The organism is Streptomyces sp. NPDC014864 (assembly GCF_043081525.1).
GTDB lineage: Bacteria > Actinomycetota > Actinomycetes > Streptomycetales > Streptomycetaceae > Streptomyces.
Genome location: NZ_JBIBWT010000020.1, coordinates 32,607 through 46,915, shown reverse-complemented (window position 1 = coordinate 46,915; position 14,309 = coordinate 32,607). Strand labels below are relative to the sequence as shown.

Annotated in this window: 12 protein-coding genes; 8 read left to right on the top strand and 4 right to left on the bottom strand. The window is 72.6% G+C overall.

The window, feature by feature from the left end; translation table 11 throughout:
• The first annotated feature begins 38 nt into the window (after positions 1 to 38).
• From ACF1A5_RS28960 to ACF1A5_RS28940, 5 genes are all read left to right on the top strand, one after another.
• Positions 39 to 1,409 carry an ABC transporter substrate-binding protein gene (locus tag ACF1A5_RS28960; protein WP_392195826.1) on the top strand — a complete coding sequence of 457 codons (1,371 nt, stop codon included), beginning with the start codon at positions 39 to 41 and terminating at the stop codon, positions 1,407 to 1,409.
• Positions 1,406 to 2,344 carry a carbohydrate ABC transporter permease gene (locus ACF1A5_RS28955; protein ID WP_392195825.1) on the top strand — a complete coding sequence of 313 codons (939 nt, stop codon included), beginning with the start codon at positions 1,406 to 1,408 and terminating at the stop codon, positions 2,342 to 2,344. The genes ACF1A5_RS28960 and ACF1A5_RS28955 overlap by 4 nt, the downstream gene beginning before the upstream one ends.
• Entirely contained in the window at positions 2,341 to 3,183 is an 843-nt protein-coding gene (locus tag ACF1A5_RS28950; RefSeq protein WP_392195824.1) for a carbohydrate ABC transporter permease, read from the top strand. The genes ACF1A5_RS28955 and ACF1A5_RS28950 overlap by 4 nt, the downstream gene beginning before the upstream one ends.
• Complete coding sequence (locus ACF1A5_RS28945; protein ID WP_392195823.1) at positions 3,180 to 4,169, top strand: zinc-dependent alcohol dehydrogenase family protein; 990 nt, start codon at positions 3,180 to 3,182, stop codon at positions 4,167 to 4,169. The genes ACF1A5_RS28950 and ACF1A5_RS28945 overlap by 4 nt, the downstream gene beginning before the upstream one ends.
• Before the next feature lie 94 nt (positions 4,170 to 4,263).
• Positions 4,264 to 5,478 carry a TerD family protein gene (locus ACF1A5_RS28940; RefSeq protein WP_392195890.1) on the top strand — a complete coding sequence of 405 codons (1,215 nt, stop codon included), beginning with the start codon at positions 4,264 to 4,266 and terminating at the stop codon, positions 5,476 to 5,478.
• A gap of 110 nt (positions 5,479 to 5,588) precedes the next feature.
• Here ACF1A5_RS28940 and ACF1A5_RS28935 read toward each other — a convergent pair whose 3' ends face one another.
• Complete coding sequence (locus ACF1A5_RS28935) at positions 5,589 to 7,034, bottom strand: alkaline phosphatase PhoX (RefSeq protein ID WP_392195822.1); 1,446 nt, start codon at positions 7,032 to 7,034, stop codon at positions 5,589 to 5,591.
• Positions 7,035 to 7,751: 717 nt separating this feature from the next.
• Positions 7,752 to 9,176, bottom strand: coding sequence for a hypothetical protein (locus tag ACF1A5_RS28930; RefSeq protein ID WP_392195821.1), 1,425 nt, complete (start codon positions 9,174 to 9,176; stop codon positions 7,752 to 7,754).
• A gap of 322 nt (positions 9,177 to 9,498) precedes the next feature.
• On the opposite strand from ACF1A5_RS28930, the gene ACF1A5_RS28925 reads away from it, so the two are divergent.
• On the top strand, positions 9,499 to 11,334 hold the full coding sequence (locus ACF1A5_RS28925) for an endonuclease/exonuclease/phosphatase family protein (protein ID WP_392195820.1): 1,836 nt from the start codon (positions 9,499 to 9,501) through the stop codon (positions 11,332 to 11,334).
• Positions 11,335 to 11,516: 182 nt separating this feature from the next.
• Here the strand turns inward: ACF1A5_RS28925 and ACF1A5_RS28920 are convergent, their stop codons facing one another.
• Both ACF1A5_RS28920 and ACF1A5_RS28915 read right to left on the bottom strand, forming a co-directional pair.
• The gene (locus tag ACF1A5_RS28920; RefSeq protein ID WP_392195819.1) at positions 11,517 to 12,032 is read right to left on the bottom strand and encodes a DUF3618 domain-containing protein; all 516 of its coding nucleotides are present in this window, start codon (positions 12,030 to 12,032) and stop codon (positions 11,517 to 11,519) included.
• The gene (locus tag ACF1A5_RS28915) at positions 12,029 to 12,463 is read right to left on the bottom strand and encodes a phage holin family protein (RefSeq protein ID WP_392195889.1); all 435 of its coding nucleotides are present in this window, start codon (positions 12,461 to 12,463) and stop codon (positions 12,029 to 12,031) included. The genes ACF1A5_RS28920 and ACF1A5_RS28915 overlap by 4 nt, the downstream gene beginning before the upstream one ends.
• Positions 12,464 to 12,880: 417 nt before the next feature.
• Between ACF1A5_RS28915 and dapA the strand changes: the two genes are divergently transcribed.
• Together dapA and ACF1A5_RS28905 are read left to right on the top strand one after the other, a co-directional pair.
• A complete protein-coding gene (gene dapA / locus ACF1A5_RS28910) occupies positions 12,881 to 13,807 on the top strand; it encodes a 4-hydroxy-tetrahydrodipicolinate synthase (protein WP_392195888.1) in 927 nt (308 codons plus the stop codon).
• Between the two features lie 106 nt (positions 13,808 to 13,913).
• Positions 13,914 to 14,135 (top strand): hypothetical protein, encoded by a 222-nt coding sequence (locus ACF1A5_RS28905; RefSeq protein WP_392195818.1) that lies wholly within the window; start codon positions 13,914 to 13,916, stop codon positions 14,133 to 14,135.
• Positions 14,136 to 14,309 lie beyond the last annotated feature (174 nt).

The following is a 14,309-nucleotide window of genomic DNA, read 5'->3' as shown; positions in this document are numbered from 1 at the left end:
GGGCACCCCTTATCCACCTATTCGTCCAGGAGCGATCCATGCGAACCCAGAGCCGACGGCGGCCGCGAGCGACGCTCGCCCTGGCCGCCGCAGGGACGCTGCTCGCCCCGCTGCTCTCCGGCTGCTGGGTCGGAGCGGGCGGGGCCGGGTCCGGCGGCGACTCGATCAACGTCCTGATGGTCAACAACCCGCAGATGCTGGAGCTGCAGAAGCTCACCGCCGCGCACTTCACCAAGGAGACCGGCATCAGGGTGAACTTCACCGTGCTGCCGGAGAACGACGTCCGCGACAAGATCAGCCAGGACTTCGCCAACCAGGCGGGCCAGTACGACGTCGCCACCCTGTCCAACTACGAGATACCGATCTACGCCCGCAACGGCTGGCTGCGCGAGCTGGACCCGTACGTGGCCCGGGACCCGGCCTTCGACCAGCAGGACATTCTCGGGCCGATGCGCGAATCGCTCACCGCCGACGACGGCGGACTCTACGGCGAGCCCTTCTACGGCGAGTCGTCGTTCCTCATGTACCGCAAGGACGTGTTCGCGGCGAAGGGCCTGCGGATGCCCGCCCGCCCCACCTGGCGGCAGGTGGCCGACCTGGCCGCGAAGGCGGACGGCGCCCGGCCCGGGATGCGGGGCATCTGCCTGCGCGGACTGCCCGGCTGGGGCGAGCTGGCGGCCCCGCTGACGACCGTGGTGAACACCTTCGGCGGCACCTGGTTCGACAAGGACTGGAAGGCGCGCCTGGACTCCCCCGAGTTCCAGAAGGCGACGAAGTTCTACGTCGGCCTGGTGCGGGCGCACGGCGAGTCCGGCGCCGCCCAGTCCGGGTTCGCCGAGTGCCTCAACAACATGACCCAGGGCAAGGTCGCCATGTGGTACGACGCCACCTCGGCGGCCGGCTCCCTGGAGGCGGCGGGCTCCCCCGTCAAGGGCAGGATCGGCTACGCCCCCGCGCCGGTCGAGCGGACGTCGTCCTCGGGCTGGCTCTACACCTGGGCCTGGGGCGTCCAGAAGGCGTCCCGCAACCCCGGCAAGGCCTGGAAGTTCGTCTCCTGGGCCTCCGGCAAGGGCTACGAGCAGCTCGTCGGCGACCGTGCCGGCTGGTCCGACGTCCCGGCCGGCAAGCGCGCGTCGACGTACGCGAACCCCGCCTACCGCAAGGAGGCCGCCGCCTTCCAGGAGCGGACGAAGGACGCCATCGAGAGCGCCCGGCCCGGCGACCCGGGCGTGCAGCCGCGGCCCGCGCCCGGCATCCAGTTCGTCGGCATCCCCGAGTTCACCGATCTCGGCACGAAGGTCTCCCAGGAGATCAGCGCGGCCGTCGCCGGACGCCAGTCCGTCGAGGCGGCCCTGAGGAAGTCCCAGAAGCTCGCCGCGAAGATCTCCGAGGAGTACGAGGGACGATGACCGCCACGACCACCGCGCCGGTAGCCGCCGCTGCCTCCCGCGCGCTGCGCCCGACCTCGCCGCGGCTGCGCGCCTGGGCCACCCGTGCCCCCCTGCTGCCCGCGCTCGTCTTCATGATCGCCGTGACCCAACTCCCCTTCGTGGCCACGCTGGTGATCTCCTTCTTCGACTGGAACGCCCTCTATCCCAAAGCCCGCCACTTCACCGGCCTCGGCAACTACCGTCAGGTGCTCACCGACCCCGCTCTGCGCCACTCGGTGTGGACGACCGTGCTGCTGACGGTGGCGGTGGTGCTGGCGAGCCTGGTGCTGGGGCTGCTGCTCGCCCTGCTCCTGGACCGGAGGTTCCCCGGCCGCGGGGCGGTCCGCACCCTGCTCATCGCGCCGTTCCTGGTGGTGCCGGTGGCCGCGGCGCTGCTGTGGAAGCACGTGCTCTACAACCCCGAATACGGCCTGTTCAACGGCCTGTTGCACTACGTCGGCGGCCCGCAGCCCGACTGGATCTCGACCACCCCGCTGCTCGCCGTCGAGGCCTCGCTGGTGTGGCAGTGGACTCCGTTCATGATGCTGATCCTGCTGGCCGGGCTGCAGAGCCGGGACCAGCAGCAGATCGAGGCCGCGCGGGTGGACGGCGCCGGCGACTGGCAGATCTTCCGCCACCTGACGCTGCCGCACCTGCGCCGCTACCTCGAACTCGGTGCCCTGCTCGGCTCGATCTACATCGTGCAGAACTTCGACGCCGTCTTCACGCTCACCTCCGGCGGCCTGGGCACCGCCAACCTGCCCTACACCGTCTACCAGAGCTTCTACCAGGCCCACGAGAACGGCCTCGCGTCCGCCGCGGGCGTCCTGGTGGTCATCGGCTCGATCGTCATCGCGACCTTCGCCCTGCGCGTGGTGTCGTCCCTCTTCCGCGAGGAGGTGTCCCGCGCATGAGTACCCTCGCCCCGCGCTCCCGGAGCCGCCGACCGGGCCTCGGCCTGGTGGCCTGGCTGGCCGGCGTCGTCTTCTTCCTGCCCATCGCCTGGATGGCCCTGACGTCCTTCCACTCGGAGACCGACGCGGCGGCCAACCCGCCGTCCTTCGCGGCAGCGCTGACCCTGGACGGCTACCGCGAGTTCTTCGGCACCGGCGGCGGGGCGAGCCCGTGGCCCGCGCTCGTCAACTCCACCGTGGCGTCCGTGGTGTCCACCGGCTGCGTCCTGCTGCTCGCCCTCCCGGCGGCGTACGCGCTGTCGATCCGGCCGGTGCGCAAGTGGACCGACGTGCTGTTCTTCTTCCTGTCCACCAAGATGCTGCCGGCCGTGGCGGGCCTTCTGCCGATCTACCTGTTCGCCCGGAACGCCGGAATGCTGGACAACATCTGGCTGCTGGTCGTGCTCTACACCGCGATGAACCTGCCGATCGCGGTGTGGATGATGCAGTCCTTCCTCGCCGAGGTGCCGGTGGCGGTGATCGAGGCCGCGCGGGTGGACGGAGCGCGCTTGCCGACCGTCCTGGCCCGGGTGGTCGCGCCCATCGCCCTGCCGGGCATCGCCGCGACCGCCCTGATCTGCTTCATCTTCAGCTGGAACGAACTGCTCTTCGCCCGGGTGCTCACCGGCGTGGTGGCCGAGACCGCACCCGTCTTCCTGACCGGCTTCATCACCAGCCAGGGCCTGTTCCTGGCCAAGGTGTGCGCCGCGTCGCTGGTCATCTCCCTGCCGGTGCTCGCCGCGGGGTTCGCCGCCCAGGACAAACTGGTCCAGGGCCTGTCGTTGGGAGCCGTGAAATGAAGGCCGCCGTCATCGAGTCCGTGGGCCGCGCCGTCGTCACCGAGGTCCCGGACCCGGCGCCAGGGCCCCGCGAGGTGGTCGTGGAGGTGGCGGCCTGCGGACTGTGCGGCACGGACCTGCACATCCTGCAGGGCGAGTTCGCGCCCGAGCTGCCGATCGTGCCCGGCCACGAGTTCGCCGGCGAGGTGGTCGGCGTCGGCACGCGGGTCACGGAGGTGTCGGTCGGCGACCGGGTGGCGGTGGACCCCTCGCTGTACTGCTACGAGTGCCGGTACTGCCGCACCGGCCACAACAACCTGTGCGAGCGCTGGGCCGCGATCGGCGTGACCACCGCGGGCGGCGCCGCCCAGTACGCGGTGGCCCCCGTGGCGAACTGCGTGCGGCTGCCCGAGCACGTCCGTACCCAGGACGCGGCGCTGGTGGAACCGCTGTCGTGCGCGGTGCGCGGCTACGACGTGCTCCGTGCGCGCCTCGGCGCGCACGTCCTGATCTACGGGTCCGGGACCATGGGCCTGATGATGCTGGAGCTGGCCAAGCGGACGGGCGCGGCGAGCGTGGACGTCGTCGACGTGAACCCGGCGCGGCTGGAGACGGCGCGCCGGCTCGGCGTCTCGGCGGCCGCGGCGAGCGCGGACGAGCTGGACCGGCCGCGGGGCTGGGACGTGGTGGTGGACGCGACCGGCAACGCGGCGGCGATCCAGGACGGACTGGACCGGGTCGCGAAGGCGGGCACGTTCCTCCAGTTCGGTGTGGCCGACTACGCGACACGGGTGACGATCGACCCGTACCGGATCTACAACCAGGAGATCACGATCACCGGGTCGATGGCGGTGCTGCACAGCTTCGAGCGGGCGGCCGAGCTGTTCGCGAACGGGGTGCTGGACCCGGAGGTCTTCATCAGCGACCGCGTTCCGCTGGAGCGGTACCCGCAGGCGCTGGAGCAGTTCGCGGCGGGGGTGGGCCGGAAGATCGTGGTCGTGCCGTAGGGGAGGCGGGCCGGGGGCGCGGCGAGTCTCGCCGGACGCGCGCAGGGTAAGGGAACGGTAAAGGGGGTTCGTTCGTTCTCCCGGTATGACAGCTATGACCCCCGGCTCGAACATCCCTCTCTCCGCCGCCCGCGTGACGGTGGACGTCGCCGCCCCGGTGCGGCTCGACGTATCGGGCCTGCTGCTCACCGCCGACGGCAAGGTGCGCTCCGACGACGACTTCATCTTCTACAACCAGCCCACCGGGCCCGGTGTGACCTACCGCTCGGGCGGCGGCACGGCGCCCGACGCGATCACCGTGGACACCACCGCCGTCCCCCCGGGCATCGAGAAGATCGTCGTCACCGCCAGCCCGGACGCGGCGGGCCAGACCTTCCAGGGCATCGAGCCGACGGCCACCCTGCGCGACGCGGACGGCGGCGCCGTCCTGGCCACCTTCACGCCCCCGCGGCTCGGCACCGAGACCGCCCTGGTGGTCGTGGAGATCTACCTGCGGGGCGGCCAGTGGAAGGCCCGCGCCGTCGGCCAGGGGTACGCCGACGGGCTCGCGGGCATCGCGACCGATTTCGGCGTCACGGTGGAGGAACCGGCGGCGCCGCCCGCCCCCGTGGGCCAGGCGCCGGTGCCCCCGCCGCCGCCCGGCGCGCCGCAGCCCGCCGCGCCGGTCACCGCTCCCCCGGCACCGGCCGCACCGCCTGCCCCGCCCGCCGCCGCCCCCGCTCCCGGCGCCGGGAAGATCAACCTCGACAAGGGCCGGGTCAGCCTGCAGAAGAACCAGACGGTGTCCCTGGTCAAGGGCGGCCGCCCGCTGCTGTCCCAGGTCAAGATGGGCCTCGGCTGGGAGCCCGCGTTCCGCGGCGCGGACATCGACCTGGACGCCTCCGTCATCGCCTACGGTCCGCAGCGCAACCACCTCGACAGCTGCTACTTCGGCAAGCTGACCATCCTGAACGGCGCGGTCAAGCACTCCGGCGACAACCTCACCGGTGAGGGCGCGGGCGACGACGAGGTGATCGTGGTCGACCTCGGGCGCCTCCCGCAGGAGGTGACCGGCCTGGTCTTCACGGTGAACTCCTTCTCCGGGCAGAAGTTCACCGAGGTCGCCAAGGCGTACTGCCGTCTGATGGACGCGGCCTCCGGCGAGGAACTCGTCCGCTTCGACCTCACCCACGCCGAGGCGCAGACCGGGGTGATGATGGCCAAGCTCATCCGGCAGTTCTCCGGCGAGTGGGAGATGACCGCTCTGGGCGATTTCGTCAAGGCCCGCACCGTACGCAACATGGTGAAGCCGGCGGCTCAGGCGCTGTAGGGGGACACCCCAGGACGGGCGCCCTCGACCGGAGGGCGCCCGCCCCCCTTCGCGGACGGTCGCGCTCCGGACGCCGCGGGCCTGGCGAGCGAATCGGCTCCCGGGGGCAGTCAGCCGCGCTGCTGGCGCTTCCAGGGGCCCGTGACGGCGACCATGATGCCCGGCTCCTGGATGTTGGCGAACAGGGTGCGCCCGTCGGGCGAGAAGGTGACGCCGGTGAACTCGCTGTACTCCGGCTCCTGTTCGGTGCCGATGTTCAGGTCGTTGCGGGCGATCGGGTAGGTACGCCCGCTGTCGGTGGCGCCGAACAGGTGCTGCACGCCCTCGCCGTCCTCGGCGATGACGAGACCGCCGTAGGGGGAGACGGTGATGTTGTCCGGGCCGTCGAAGGCGCCGTCCTCGGCCGGGGCCGGGTTGACGCCGAAGAGGACCTTCAGGGTGAGCGTGCGGCGCTTGGGGTCGTAGAACCAGACCTGGCCGTCGTGCTGGACCGGGCTCTCCGCACGGGCGAAGGAGGAGACGATGTAGGCGCCGCCGTCGCCCCACCACATGCCCTCCAGCTTGCGGGCGCGGGTGATCCGGTCGTCGGTGAACTGCTTGCGCGTGGGGACCGTCTTCGCGTCGCGGTCGGGGACGTCGACCCAGTCGACGCCGTACACGGTGCCGGTCTTCGTGGCGCGCGAGAGGTCGTCGACGAACTTGCCGCCGGAGTCGAAGCACTTGAAGGCCTGCAGGCGGCCCGCGTCGTCGGCGAGGGTGCGCAGCTTGCCGCGGCCGTGCCGGAAGCCCTCCGGCGGGGTCCAGCGGTAGAGCAGGCCGTTGGGGCCGGAGGCGTCCTCGGTGAGGTAGAGGTGGCCCCGCTTGGGGTCCACCACCACGGCCTCGTGCGCGTACCGTCCCAGGGCCTTGACGGGTCGGGGGTCGCGGTTGGCGCGCCGGTCCTCGGGGTCGACCTCGAAGACGTACCCGTGGTCCTTGGTCATGCCGTTCTGGCCGGCCTTGTCCTCGGTCTCCTCGCAGGTCAGCCAGGTGCCCCAAGGCGTGCTGCCGCCCGCGCAGTTGGTGGAGGTGCCGGCGATGCCGACCCACTCCGCGACATGGTCGCGGCGCACCTCGACGACGGTGCAGCCGCCGGAGGCGGCCGGGTCGTAGACCAGGCCCTCGGTCAGCGGCACCGGGTACTTCCAGTTCGCGCGCGGGCCCTTGAGCTCGTGGTTGTTGACCAGGAGGGTCGCGCCTCGCGGGCCCTCGAAGGTGGCGGTGCCGTCGTGGTTGGAGGGAGTGAACTCGCCGGACTCCAGCTTCGTCTCCCCGCTCCGGGTGATGATCCGGTACGAGAAGCCGGCGGGCAGGGCCAGGATGCCCTTGGGGTCGGGGAGCAGCGGCCCGTAGCCGACGCCGCCGTGCGCCGCCGCCGTCTCCTCACCGGCGCTGCCGGTCTCGGCGGAGGCGAGGGCGTTCGGCGCGGTGGCGAGGGCGCCGACGCTGCCGGCCAGGGCGACTCCGGCGCCGGTGAGCGCGGAGTTCCTCGCGAAGTCCCTGCGGGTGAGCGACATGGTGTCTCCTGTGACGGTGTCAGAGCCGTGGAGGGGCGACGGCCTCGTTCCGGCGCAACCGTCCCGCCTGCCGCTGAACAGGAGTTGAACGCCATCCGACTTCACCGGGCTCCCTTCCATGAATCCGTATACAAGAACCCACGAGAGGCAAAAGCCCGGACCTGGGCCCCGCGCCGGCACGATCACCGGCGCCGGGACAGCGGCCGGACCCGCCGGGGCAGGAGCCGCCCCCGGGAGCGGGAGCCGGACCGCCGGCAGCCGGGGATACACGCGCCTACGCCGGACCTGCGCCGCCGCCCGCGCCGCGTCTTCGCCAGCCCCGCGCCGCGCCTCGCCGGGGACACGTCCTCGCCGGGCCCACACCGCGCCCGCGCCGGACCCGCATCACGACCTCGCCAGGCCGACGCCGCACCTGCACCGAGCCCGCGCCGGCGCACAGCCGGGGCCGACCTCACATCCTTGGCGCGCCTACGCCTCGCCAGCCCCGCGCCCGCGCCTTCGCCGGGGACACGTCCTCGCCGGGCCCACACCGCACCCGCGCCGGACCCGCATCACGACCTCGGCGGCCGACGCTGCGCCTGGGTAGAGCCCGCGCCTCGCCCGCGCCAGGCCGACGCCTCGTATGCGCCGGGCCCACGCTGCGCCTGCGTCGCGTCCTCGCCGGGCCGACGCTGCGCCTGCGCCGGGCCGTAGCCCCTCCCTCTCGCCGGAGAGGCCTCAGCCCCCGTGCGCGGAACGTGCCTTGAAGGCGGCCTTGCGGGCCTCCTTGGCCACCTTCTTGTCCGGGTGCAGCCGGCCCATCGCCTCCAGCACGTCCGCCGTGGCGGGATGGTTCACCCGCCACGCCGCCGCGAAGAAGCCGCTGTGCTGCCGGGCCAGCCCCTCCACCAGCGCCTGGAGCTCGGTCGAGTTCCCCTCGGCCGCGAGCTGCGCGGCGAGCGTGTCGACGGTCAGCCAGAACACCATCTCCTCGGACGGCGCCGGCACGTCGGCGGCGCCCTGTTCGGTCAGCCAGACCCGCGCCAGCCCGCCCAGCTCCGCGTCGCCGAGCACCTCCCGCAGCGCCGGCTCGGCCTGCGCCCCCACCAGCGACAGGGCCTGCTGGCAGCGAAGCCGCCGCAGTGGCGCCCTGGCGTCACCACCGCGCGCCGCCGCGAGCAACTCCCGTGCCGCGTCCAGGGCTTCGCGGCGCGCGAGCCACTGCTCGGTCTCCGCCTGCGCGGCCGCGGGCGGGAAGTGGGCCGTGCCGTCGAGCAGCGCGTCGGCTCCCTTGTCCGCGAGGTCCCCGACCGCCGGGGCCTCGAACCCGGCCTCCAGGAGCCGGGACCGCAGCCCGTACCGCCCGAGGGGCGTCAGCCGCACCATGCCGTAGCGGGCGACGTCCATCTCGTCGTCCGGCGCCGACGGCTCCTCCTCGGCGTCCGCCATGAGCTCCTCGTCCACCGGCCGGTACTCCACCAGGCCGACCGGCTCCAGCAGCCGGAACTGGTCGTCCAGCCGCATCATGGCGTCGGACACCTGCTCCAGCACGTCGTTCGTGGGCTCACCCATGTCACTGGGCACGATCATGGAGGCGGCCAGCGCCGGGAGCGGCACCGGGCCCTCGCCGGGCCCGTCCTCGCCGACCGTCAGCAGATACAGGTTGCCGAGCACCCCGTCGAGGAACTCCGCCTCGCGCTCGGGGTCCCAGTCCAGCGACGAGAGGTCGACCGTGCCGCCCTCCTCCATCGCGTCGACGAGGTCCTCCAGGTCCGGCACGCTCGCGTCGGCCAGCACCGTCTCCAGCGCCCCGCGCCAGACGGTGAGCACGTCGTGCGGCGAACCGGCGAGCAGGCCCAGACCGTCCCCGGACGCCACGGTGCCCGCCTCCTCGTCGGTGATCTCGACGAGGCCGGTGTCGAGGGCGACCCGCCACGCCTCGCTCGCCGAGGCCGCCGCGTCGTTCCCGCTCAGCCCGAGCGCCTCGGCCGCGGCGGGCAACTGCTCGTCCACCAGTCCGCCGCCGGCGTCGACGCGGGTGCCGGGCCCGGCCCAGCGGGCGAGCTTCGCGGCCCGCGACAGCAGTGGGGTGGCGAGCGCGTCCCGGGCCAGCTCCGGTTCGGAACTCAGCCGCACCGGCGGCAACGGGGACCTGTCTGACATCGGCTGGTTCTCCTAGGGCGCCTTGAGGGCCGTACGACCTTCGGAACACCGTACGACCGCCTGCAGGGGCGGCCCACGGCTCAACCGCTCAGCCTAGACGGATTTCCACCCATGCCGCCCGGTTCATCTCCCCGACAGCCTTCATACATGGCCGAAACCTTGACAACTACCGTGACCACACTGGAGATTGACGCGCGTAGAAATTCGGGGGACATCTGTTCACTGATCTCTGCGCGCTCCGCCTCCGCCCCACCGGTCGCGGCCCGCGGTCCCACGCTCCACCCACGTCCCGGCGCTCACGAAACTCCCCGGAGGGATTCCGTTGCCGAGCAAGTCTTCCGCGCGCCTCGGCGCGCTGACCGTCGCCGCCGTCTGTTCCGCGGCGGCCGCAGTTCAAATGATCGTCCTGCCCGTGGCGGCGCACGCCGACTCCGTGCGCATCCACGACATCCAGGGCACCACCCGGACCTCCCCGTACGCCGGCCAGAAGGTCACCGACGTGGCCGGAATCGTCACCGGCGTGCGCACCTACGGCTCGTCCAAGGGCTTCTGGATGCAGGACCCGGCCGCGGACGACGACCCGGCCACCAGCGAGGGCGTCTTCGTCTTCACCGGTTCCGCCCCCAAGGTCGCCGTCGGCGACTCCGTGACGGTCACCGGCACGGTCTCGGAGTACGTGCCCGGGGGCACCTCCTCCGGCAACCAGTCGGTCACCGAGATCACCAAGCCCGCCGTCACCGTCGTCTCCGGCGGCAACGCGGTTCCGGCCCCGGTCGTCGTCGGTGCCGACGCCGTGCCGGACGCGTACACCCCGGCCGGGGACCCCGCCGCGAACGGCTCGATCAACGGCCTGCCGCTGCGGCCCTCGACGTACGCCCTGGACTACTTCGAGTCCCTGGAGGGCATGAACGTCCAGGTCGCCGACGCCCGCGTGGTCACCGCGACCGACCCGTACAGCGAGCTGTGGGTCACGGTGAAGCCGCACGAGCACCGCAACCGCCGCGGCGGCACGGTGTACGGCTCCTACGACTCCCAGAACACCGGCCGGCTCCAGATCCAGTCGCTGGGCCCGACCGCCGGCTTCCCCGTCGCGAACGTCGGCGACACCCTCGCCGGCACCACCACCGGCCCGCTGGACTTCAACCAGTACGGCGGCTACACCCTGGTCGCGAGCAGCCTCGGCACGCTCGAGCAGGGCGGCCTGGAGCGGGAGACGACCCGCAGGCAGTCGCGCGGCGAGCTGGCGGTGGCCACGTACAACGTGGAGAACCTCGACCCGTCCGACGACACCTTCGCCGCCCACGCCTCCGCGATCGTGAACAACCTCCGGTCGCCGGACATCGTGTCCCTGGAGGAGATACAGGACGACAACGGCGCCACCGACGACGGCACGGTCGACGCCGCGCAGACGGTCACCAAGCTGATCGACGCGATCGTCGCGGCGGGCGGCCCGAAGTACGACTGGCGCTCGATCAACCCGGTCAACGACCAGGACGGCGGCCAGCCGGGCGGCAACATCCGCCAGGTCTTCCTGTTCAACCCCGGGCGGGTGTCCTTCACCGACCGTCCGGGCGGCGACTCCACCACCGCCGTCGGCGTCACCGGTGAGCACGGACGGGCGGCCCTGACGGCCTCCCCGGGCCGGATCGATCCGGCGAGCGGCGCCTGGGAGGACAGCCGCAAGCCGCTGGCCGGCGAGTTCGTCTTCCGTGGCCGCACCGTCTTCGTGATCGCCAACCACTTCGCCTCCAAGGGCGGCGACCAGGGGCTGACCGCGCAGTACCAGCCGCCGGCGCGCAAGTCGGAGGTCCAGCGTCACCTGCAGGCCGCCGAGGTGAACGCCTTCGTCAAGGACATCCTGAAGGTGCAGCGGAACGCGGACGTCATCGCGCTCGGCGACATGAATGACTTCGAGTTCTCCGACACCGCCGGCATCCTCGAGGGTGACGGCGAGCTGTGGTCGGCGATCAAGTCGCTGCCGAGGGGCGAGCGGTACACCTACGACTACCAGGGCAACGAGCAGGTCCTGGACCAGATCCTGGTCAGCCCGTCGATCCGGCGCGGCTGCGACTTCGAGTACGACAGCGTGCACATCAACTCGGAGTTCCACGACCAGATCAGCGACCACGACCCGCAGGTGCTGCGGTTCCACCCGTAGTCGCGGTCCCGCGGCCCCGCGGCCCCTCCGGGGGTCCCGCGATCTCGCGGAACGGCCGGAGGGGCCCCGCGCCCGAACGCGGGACCCCTCCGGCCACTGCTGCCACCGTTGCCACTTGTTGCCACTACGGCGGCTCGGCGTCTGGAACTACGGTCACCGCTGCCTCTGACGCCTCGTCGGCGTCAGTGGCGTCCGCCGTGCCGCCGGGCCAGCACTCCGGCCGTGACGACGGCCGCGCCGACCGCACCGGCGATCATCATCGGGCGCGGATTGCGACGGCACGCCTCGACGGCGGCGCGCATCCGGCGCGGCACGGTCTGCCCGGCCGCGTGCCCGGTCTCCGCCGCCCTCTCCTGTGCCGCGTGCCCGGCGTGGCTCGCCCTCTCGTGGACCCGGTGTCCCGCGTGGCTCGCCCTCTCCTGCATCCGGTGCCCGGCATGACTCGCCTTCTCCTGCACCCGGTGCCCGGCCCGCGAGGCGGTGCTGCGCAGATGCACCGTCATCGCGCCGGCCTTGTCCCGCAGATCGGCGGCACGGGCCTTGGCACGGCCCTTCACGTCGGCCTTGGCGGCCAACTCCTCAACGGTGTCGCCGAGCTGACTTCTCGTCTCCTCGATCTGCTGCCGCAGTTCGTCGGGGCCCTTCGCGCCGGCGGCCGGAGTGGATCCGCCGCCCGCCCCCTGCGTCCTGTCCGTCATCGGTGGTGCGCCCTTTCCTTTATCTCCTCGACGTCCGCCTTGACACTGCCGAGCGCCTCCTCGGGCGTGGGCGGCGTGGCCCGGCGCAACTGGGCGCGGCCCGTCGCGGCCAGTACGCCGGCCACCGTGAACAGCACGGCGGTCACGATGAGCGCCGCGGCCCACACGGGCAGCACCAGTGAGAGCGCGGCGGTGCCCGTCCCGGCGAGCGCGATCAGACCGACGTAGCCGACCGCGCCCGCGGCGCCGATCAGCCCGCCGCCGCGCCCGGCGCGCCGTCCCTTCTGGGTCAGCTCCTCCTTGGCGAGGGCCAGTTCCTGCCGCACGAGGCGGGAGACCTGTTCGGTGGCCTGGTGGACGAGTTCGCCCACCGAGTGCTCGCCCACCGGTTCTCCGCGCGCCGCGCGTTCACCGCCGGGGTGGGCACCCACGGCTTGCTCGGCCGTGGCGCGGTCGTCCGCCGGGCGGCGCTCGGAGAGCGCGGGCCTGGCGTTGGTGGTCCCGGTCACGGTGTTCCGCCTCCTCTCGGTCCGGAACACCCGGGTACCCCGGGCAGCCCCCGCTACCCCTGGCCCGCACCGCCGGAGCCGCGGTCTCCGAGTCGGGCGAGCTGGCCCTGGACCCAGTCCGGCCGGGCCGGCAACAGGGCTGCCTCCGCGACGAGTTCGGGCACACCGAGCTACTCCCCCGCCCGACGCCTCCGGGACCGCCCGCCCCGGCAGCCTTCCCGGGACCGTGGGGCTCCGATGCCGGCCGTCCATGCAGTAGGACTTACCGTTACCCGTCAGGAGATTTAAGTGGAGCTTCACAATGATCCCGCCGACACTACTCCCATGACGACGACTGCCATGACGAGCGCGACGACGAGGACGAAGCCGGCCCCGGCGTCCGGGGGCCCGCCCTTCGGCCGCGCCCTCTGCGCGATGATCACGCCGTTCACCCCGTCCGGCGCGCTCGACACCGCCGGCGCCGGCCGGCTCGCCGACCGTCTGGTGTCCGAGGGCTGTGACGGCCTCGTCCTCAGCGGCACGACGGGCGAGTCGCCGACCACCACGGACGCCGAGAAGGCCGCACTGGTCCGGGCCGTGCGCGAGGCGGTGGGGAACCGGGCCTCGATCGTCGCGGGCGTCGGCACCTCCGACACCCGGCACACCGTGGAACTGGCGCACCGGGCGGAGAAGGCGGGCGCCGACGGGGTGCTGGTGGTCACGCCGTACTACAGCAGGCCCCCGCAGGACGCGGTGGAGGCGCACTTCCGCGAGGTCGCCGACGCGAGCGGGCTGCCGGTGATGCTCTACGACATCCCGGGCCGCACCGGCACCCGCGTGGAGCCCGACACCCTGCTCCGCCTGGCCGGGCACCCCAGGATCGTGGCGGTGAAGGACTGCTCCTACGACTTCCTCGGCGCCCAGCGGGTCCTGGCCCGGACCGATCTGGCGTACTACGCCGGCTGCGACGAGCACAACCTCGCCCTCTACGCGGTCGGCGGCGCGGGATACGTCAGCACGGTCGCGAACGTCGTCCCGCACCGGCTCCGCGCCGTACTGGACGCGTTCGACGCGGGCGACACGGCAGGGGCGGCCGGGCTCCAGCGGCAGGCCACCGGCCTCATCGCGCGGATGATGTCCGCCGGCCTGCCCGGCGCGGTCACCGCCAAGGCCCTCCTCGGCGCCCTCGCCCTGCCCGCGGGCCCGGTCCGCGCCCCCCTGCGGCCCGCCGACCGGGAAACGACCGAGGGCCTCCTGGCGGAGTACGAACGCCTCACGACCCACTGAGGCGGCCCGCCCGGCAGACGCCACGAGGGCACGCCGGCGGAAGCTCCCCTCTGGATCTGTGCCGACGGCCACAGCGAACGGGATCCGTTTGGGCGCATACTGAGCCATGACAAAGCCTGCTGCACCGAAGCGTCATTTGCCCACCAGCCCCTTCAAGGCCCCGGTCGCGCCGACTCCCAAGCACTTCGCCCTGGGCGACCAGGTCACACATGACGTGTACGGCCTCGGCCGGGTGATCGGCGTCGAGGACGGAATCGCGACGCTCGTGGATTTCGGCTCGGCGCAAATGCGGATCTTGAGCCCGTACGCCAAGATGATCAAGCTGTAGGACCGCTGTGCCCGGTCACCGGCACACCGGGTCCCTTCAGGGACCCGCACCGAAAGAGAGACCTCTCATCGATCTGACGCCGCTGTTCTCCGCCCCGGACGGGCGACCCCGCTGCTCCACCGCAGCATCGCCGCGACCGGCGGCAAACCCCTTCCAGACCCCTGACTTCGGGCA

Excerpts from the sequence above, each read along its gene's own strand:
- ACF1A5_RS28950 (WP_392195824.1), top strand. The coding sequence starts at position 2,341 with ATGAGTACCCTCGCCCCGCGCTCCCGGAGCCGCCGACCGGGCCTCGGC.
- ACF1A5_RS28935 (WP_392195822.1), bottom strand. The coding sequence starts at position 7,034 with ATGTCGCTCACCCGCAGGGACTTCGCGAGGAACTCCGCGCTCACCGGC.
- dapA (WP_392195888.1), top strand. The coding sequence starts at position 12,881 with ATGACGAGCGCGACGACGAGGACGAAGCCGGCCCCGGCGTCCGGGGGC.
- ACF1A5_RS28920 (WP_392195819.1), bottom strand. The coding sequence starts at position 12,032 with ATGACGGACAGGACGCAGGGGGCGGGCGGCGGATCCACTCCGGCCGCC.
- ACF1A5_RS28945 (WP_392195823.1), top strand. The coding sequence starts at position 3,180 with ATGAAGGCCGCCGTCATCGAGTCCGTGGGCCGCGCCGTCGTCACCGAG.
- ACF1A5_RS28930 (WP_392195821.1), bottom strand. The coding sequence starts at position 9,176 with ATGTCAGACAGGTCCCCGTTGCCGCCGGTGCGGCTGAGTTCCGAACCG.
- ACF1A5_RS28960 (WP_392195826.1), top strand. The coding sequence starts at position 39 with ATGCGAACCCAGAGCCGACGGCGGCCGCGAGCGACGCTCGCCCTGGCC.
- ACF1A5_RS28955 (WP_392195825.1), top strand. The coding sequence starts at position 1,406 with ATGACCGCCACGACCACCGCGCCGGTAGCCGCCGCTGCCTCCCGCGCG.
- ACF1A5_RS28905 (WP_392195818.1), top strand. The coding sequence starts at position 13,914 with ATGACAAAGCCTGCTGCACCGAAGCGTCATTTGCCCACCAGCCCCTTC.
- ACF1A5_RS28940 (WP_392195890.1), top strand. The coding sequence starts at position 4,264 with ATGACCCCCGGCTCGAACATCCCTCTCTCCGCCGCCCGCGTGACGGTG.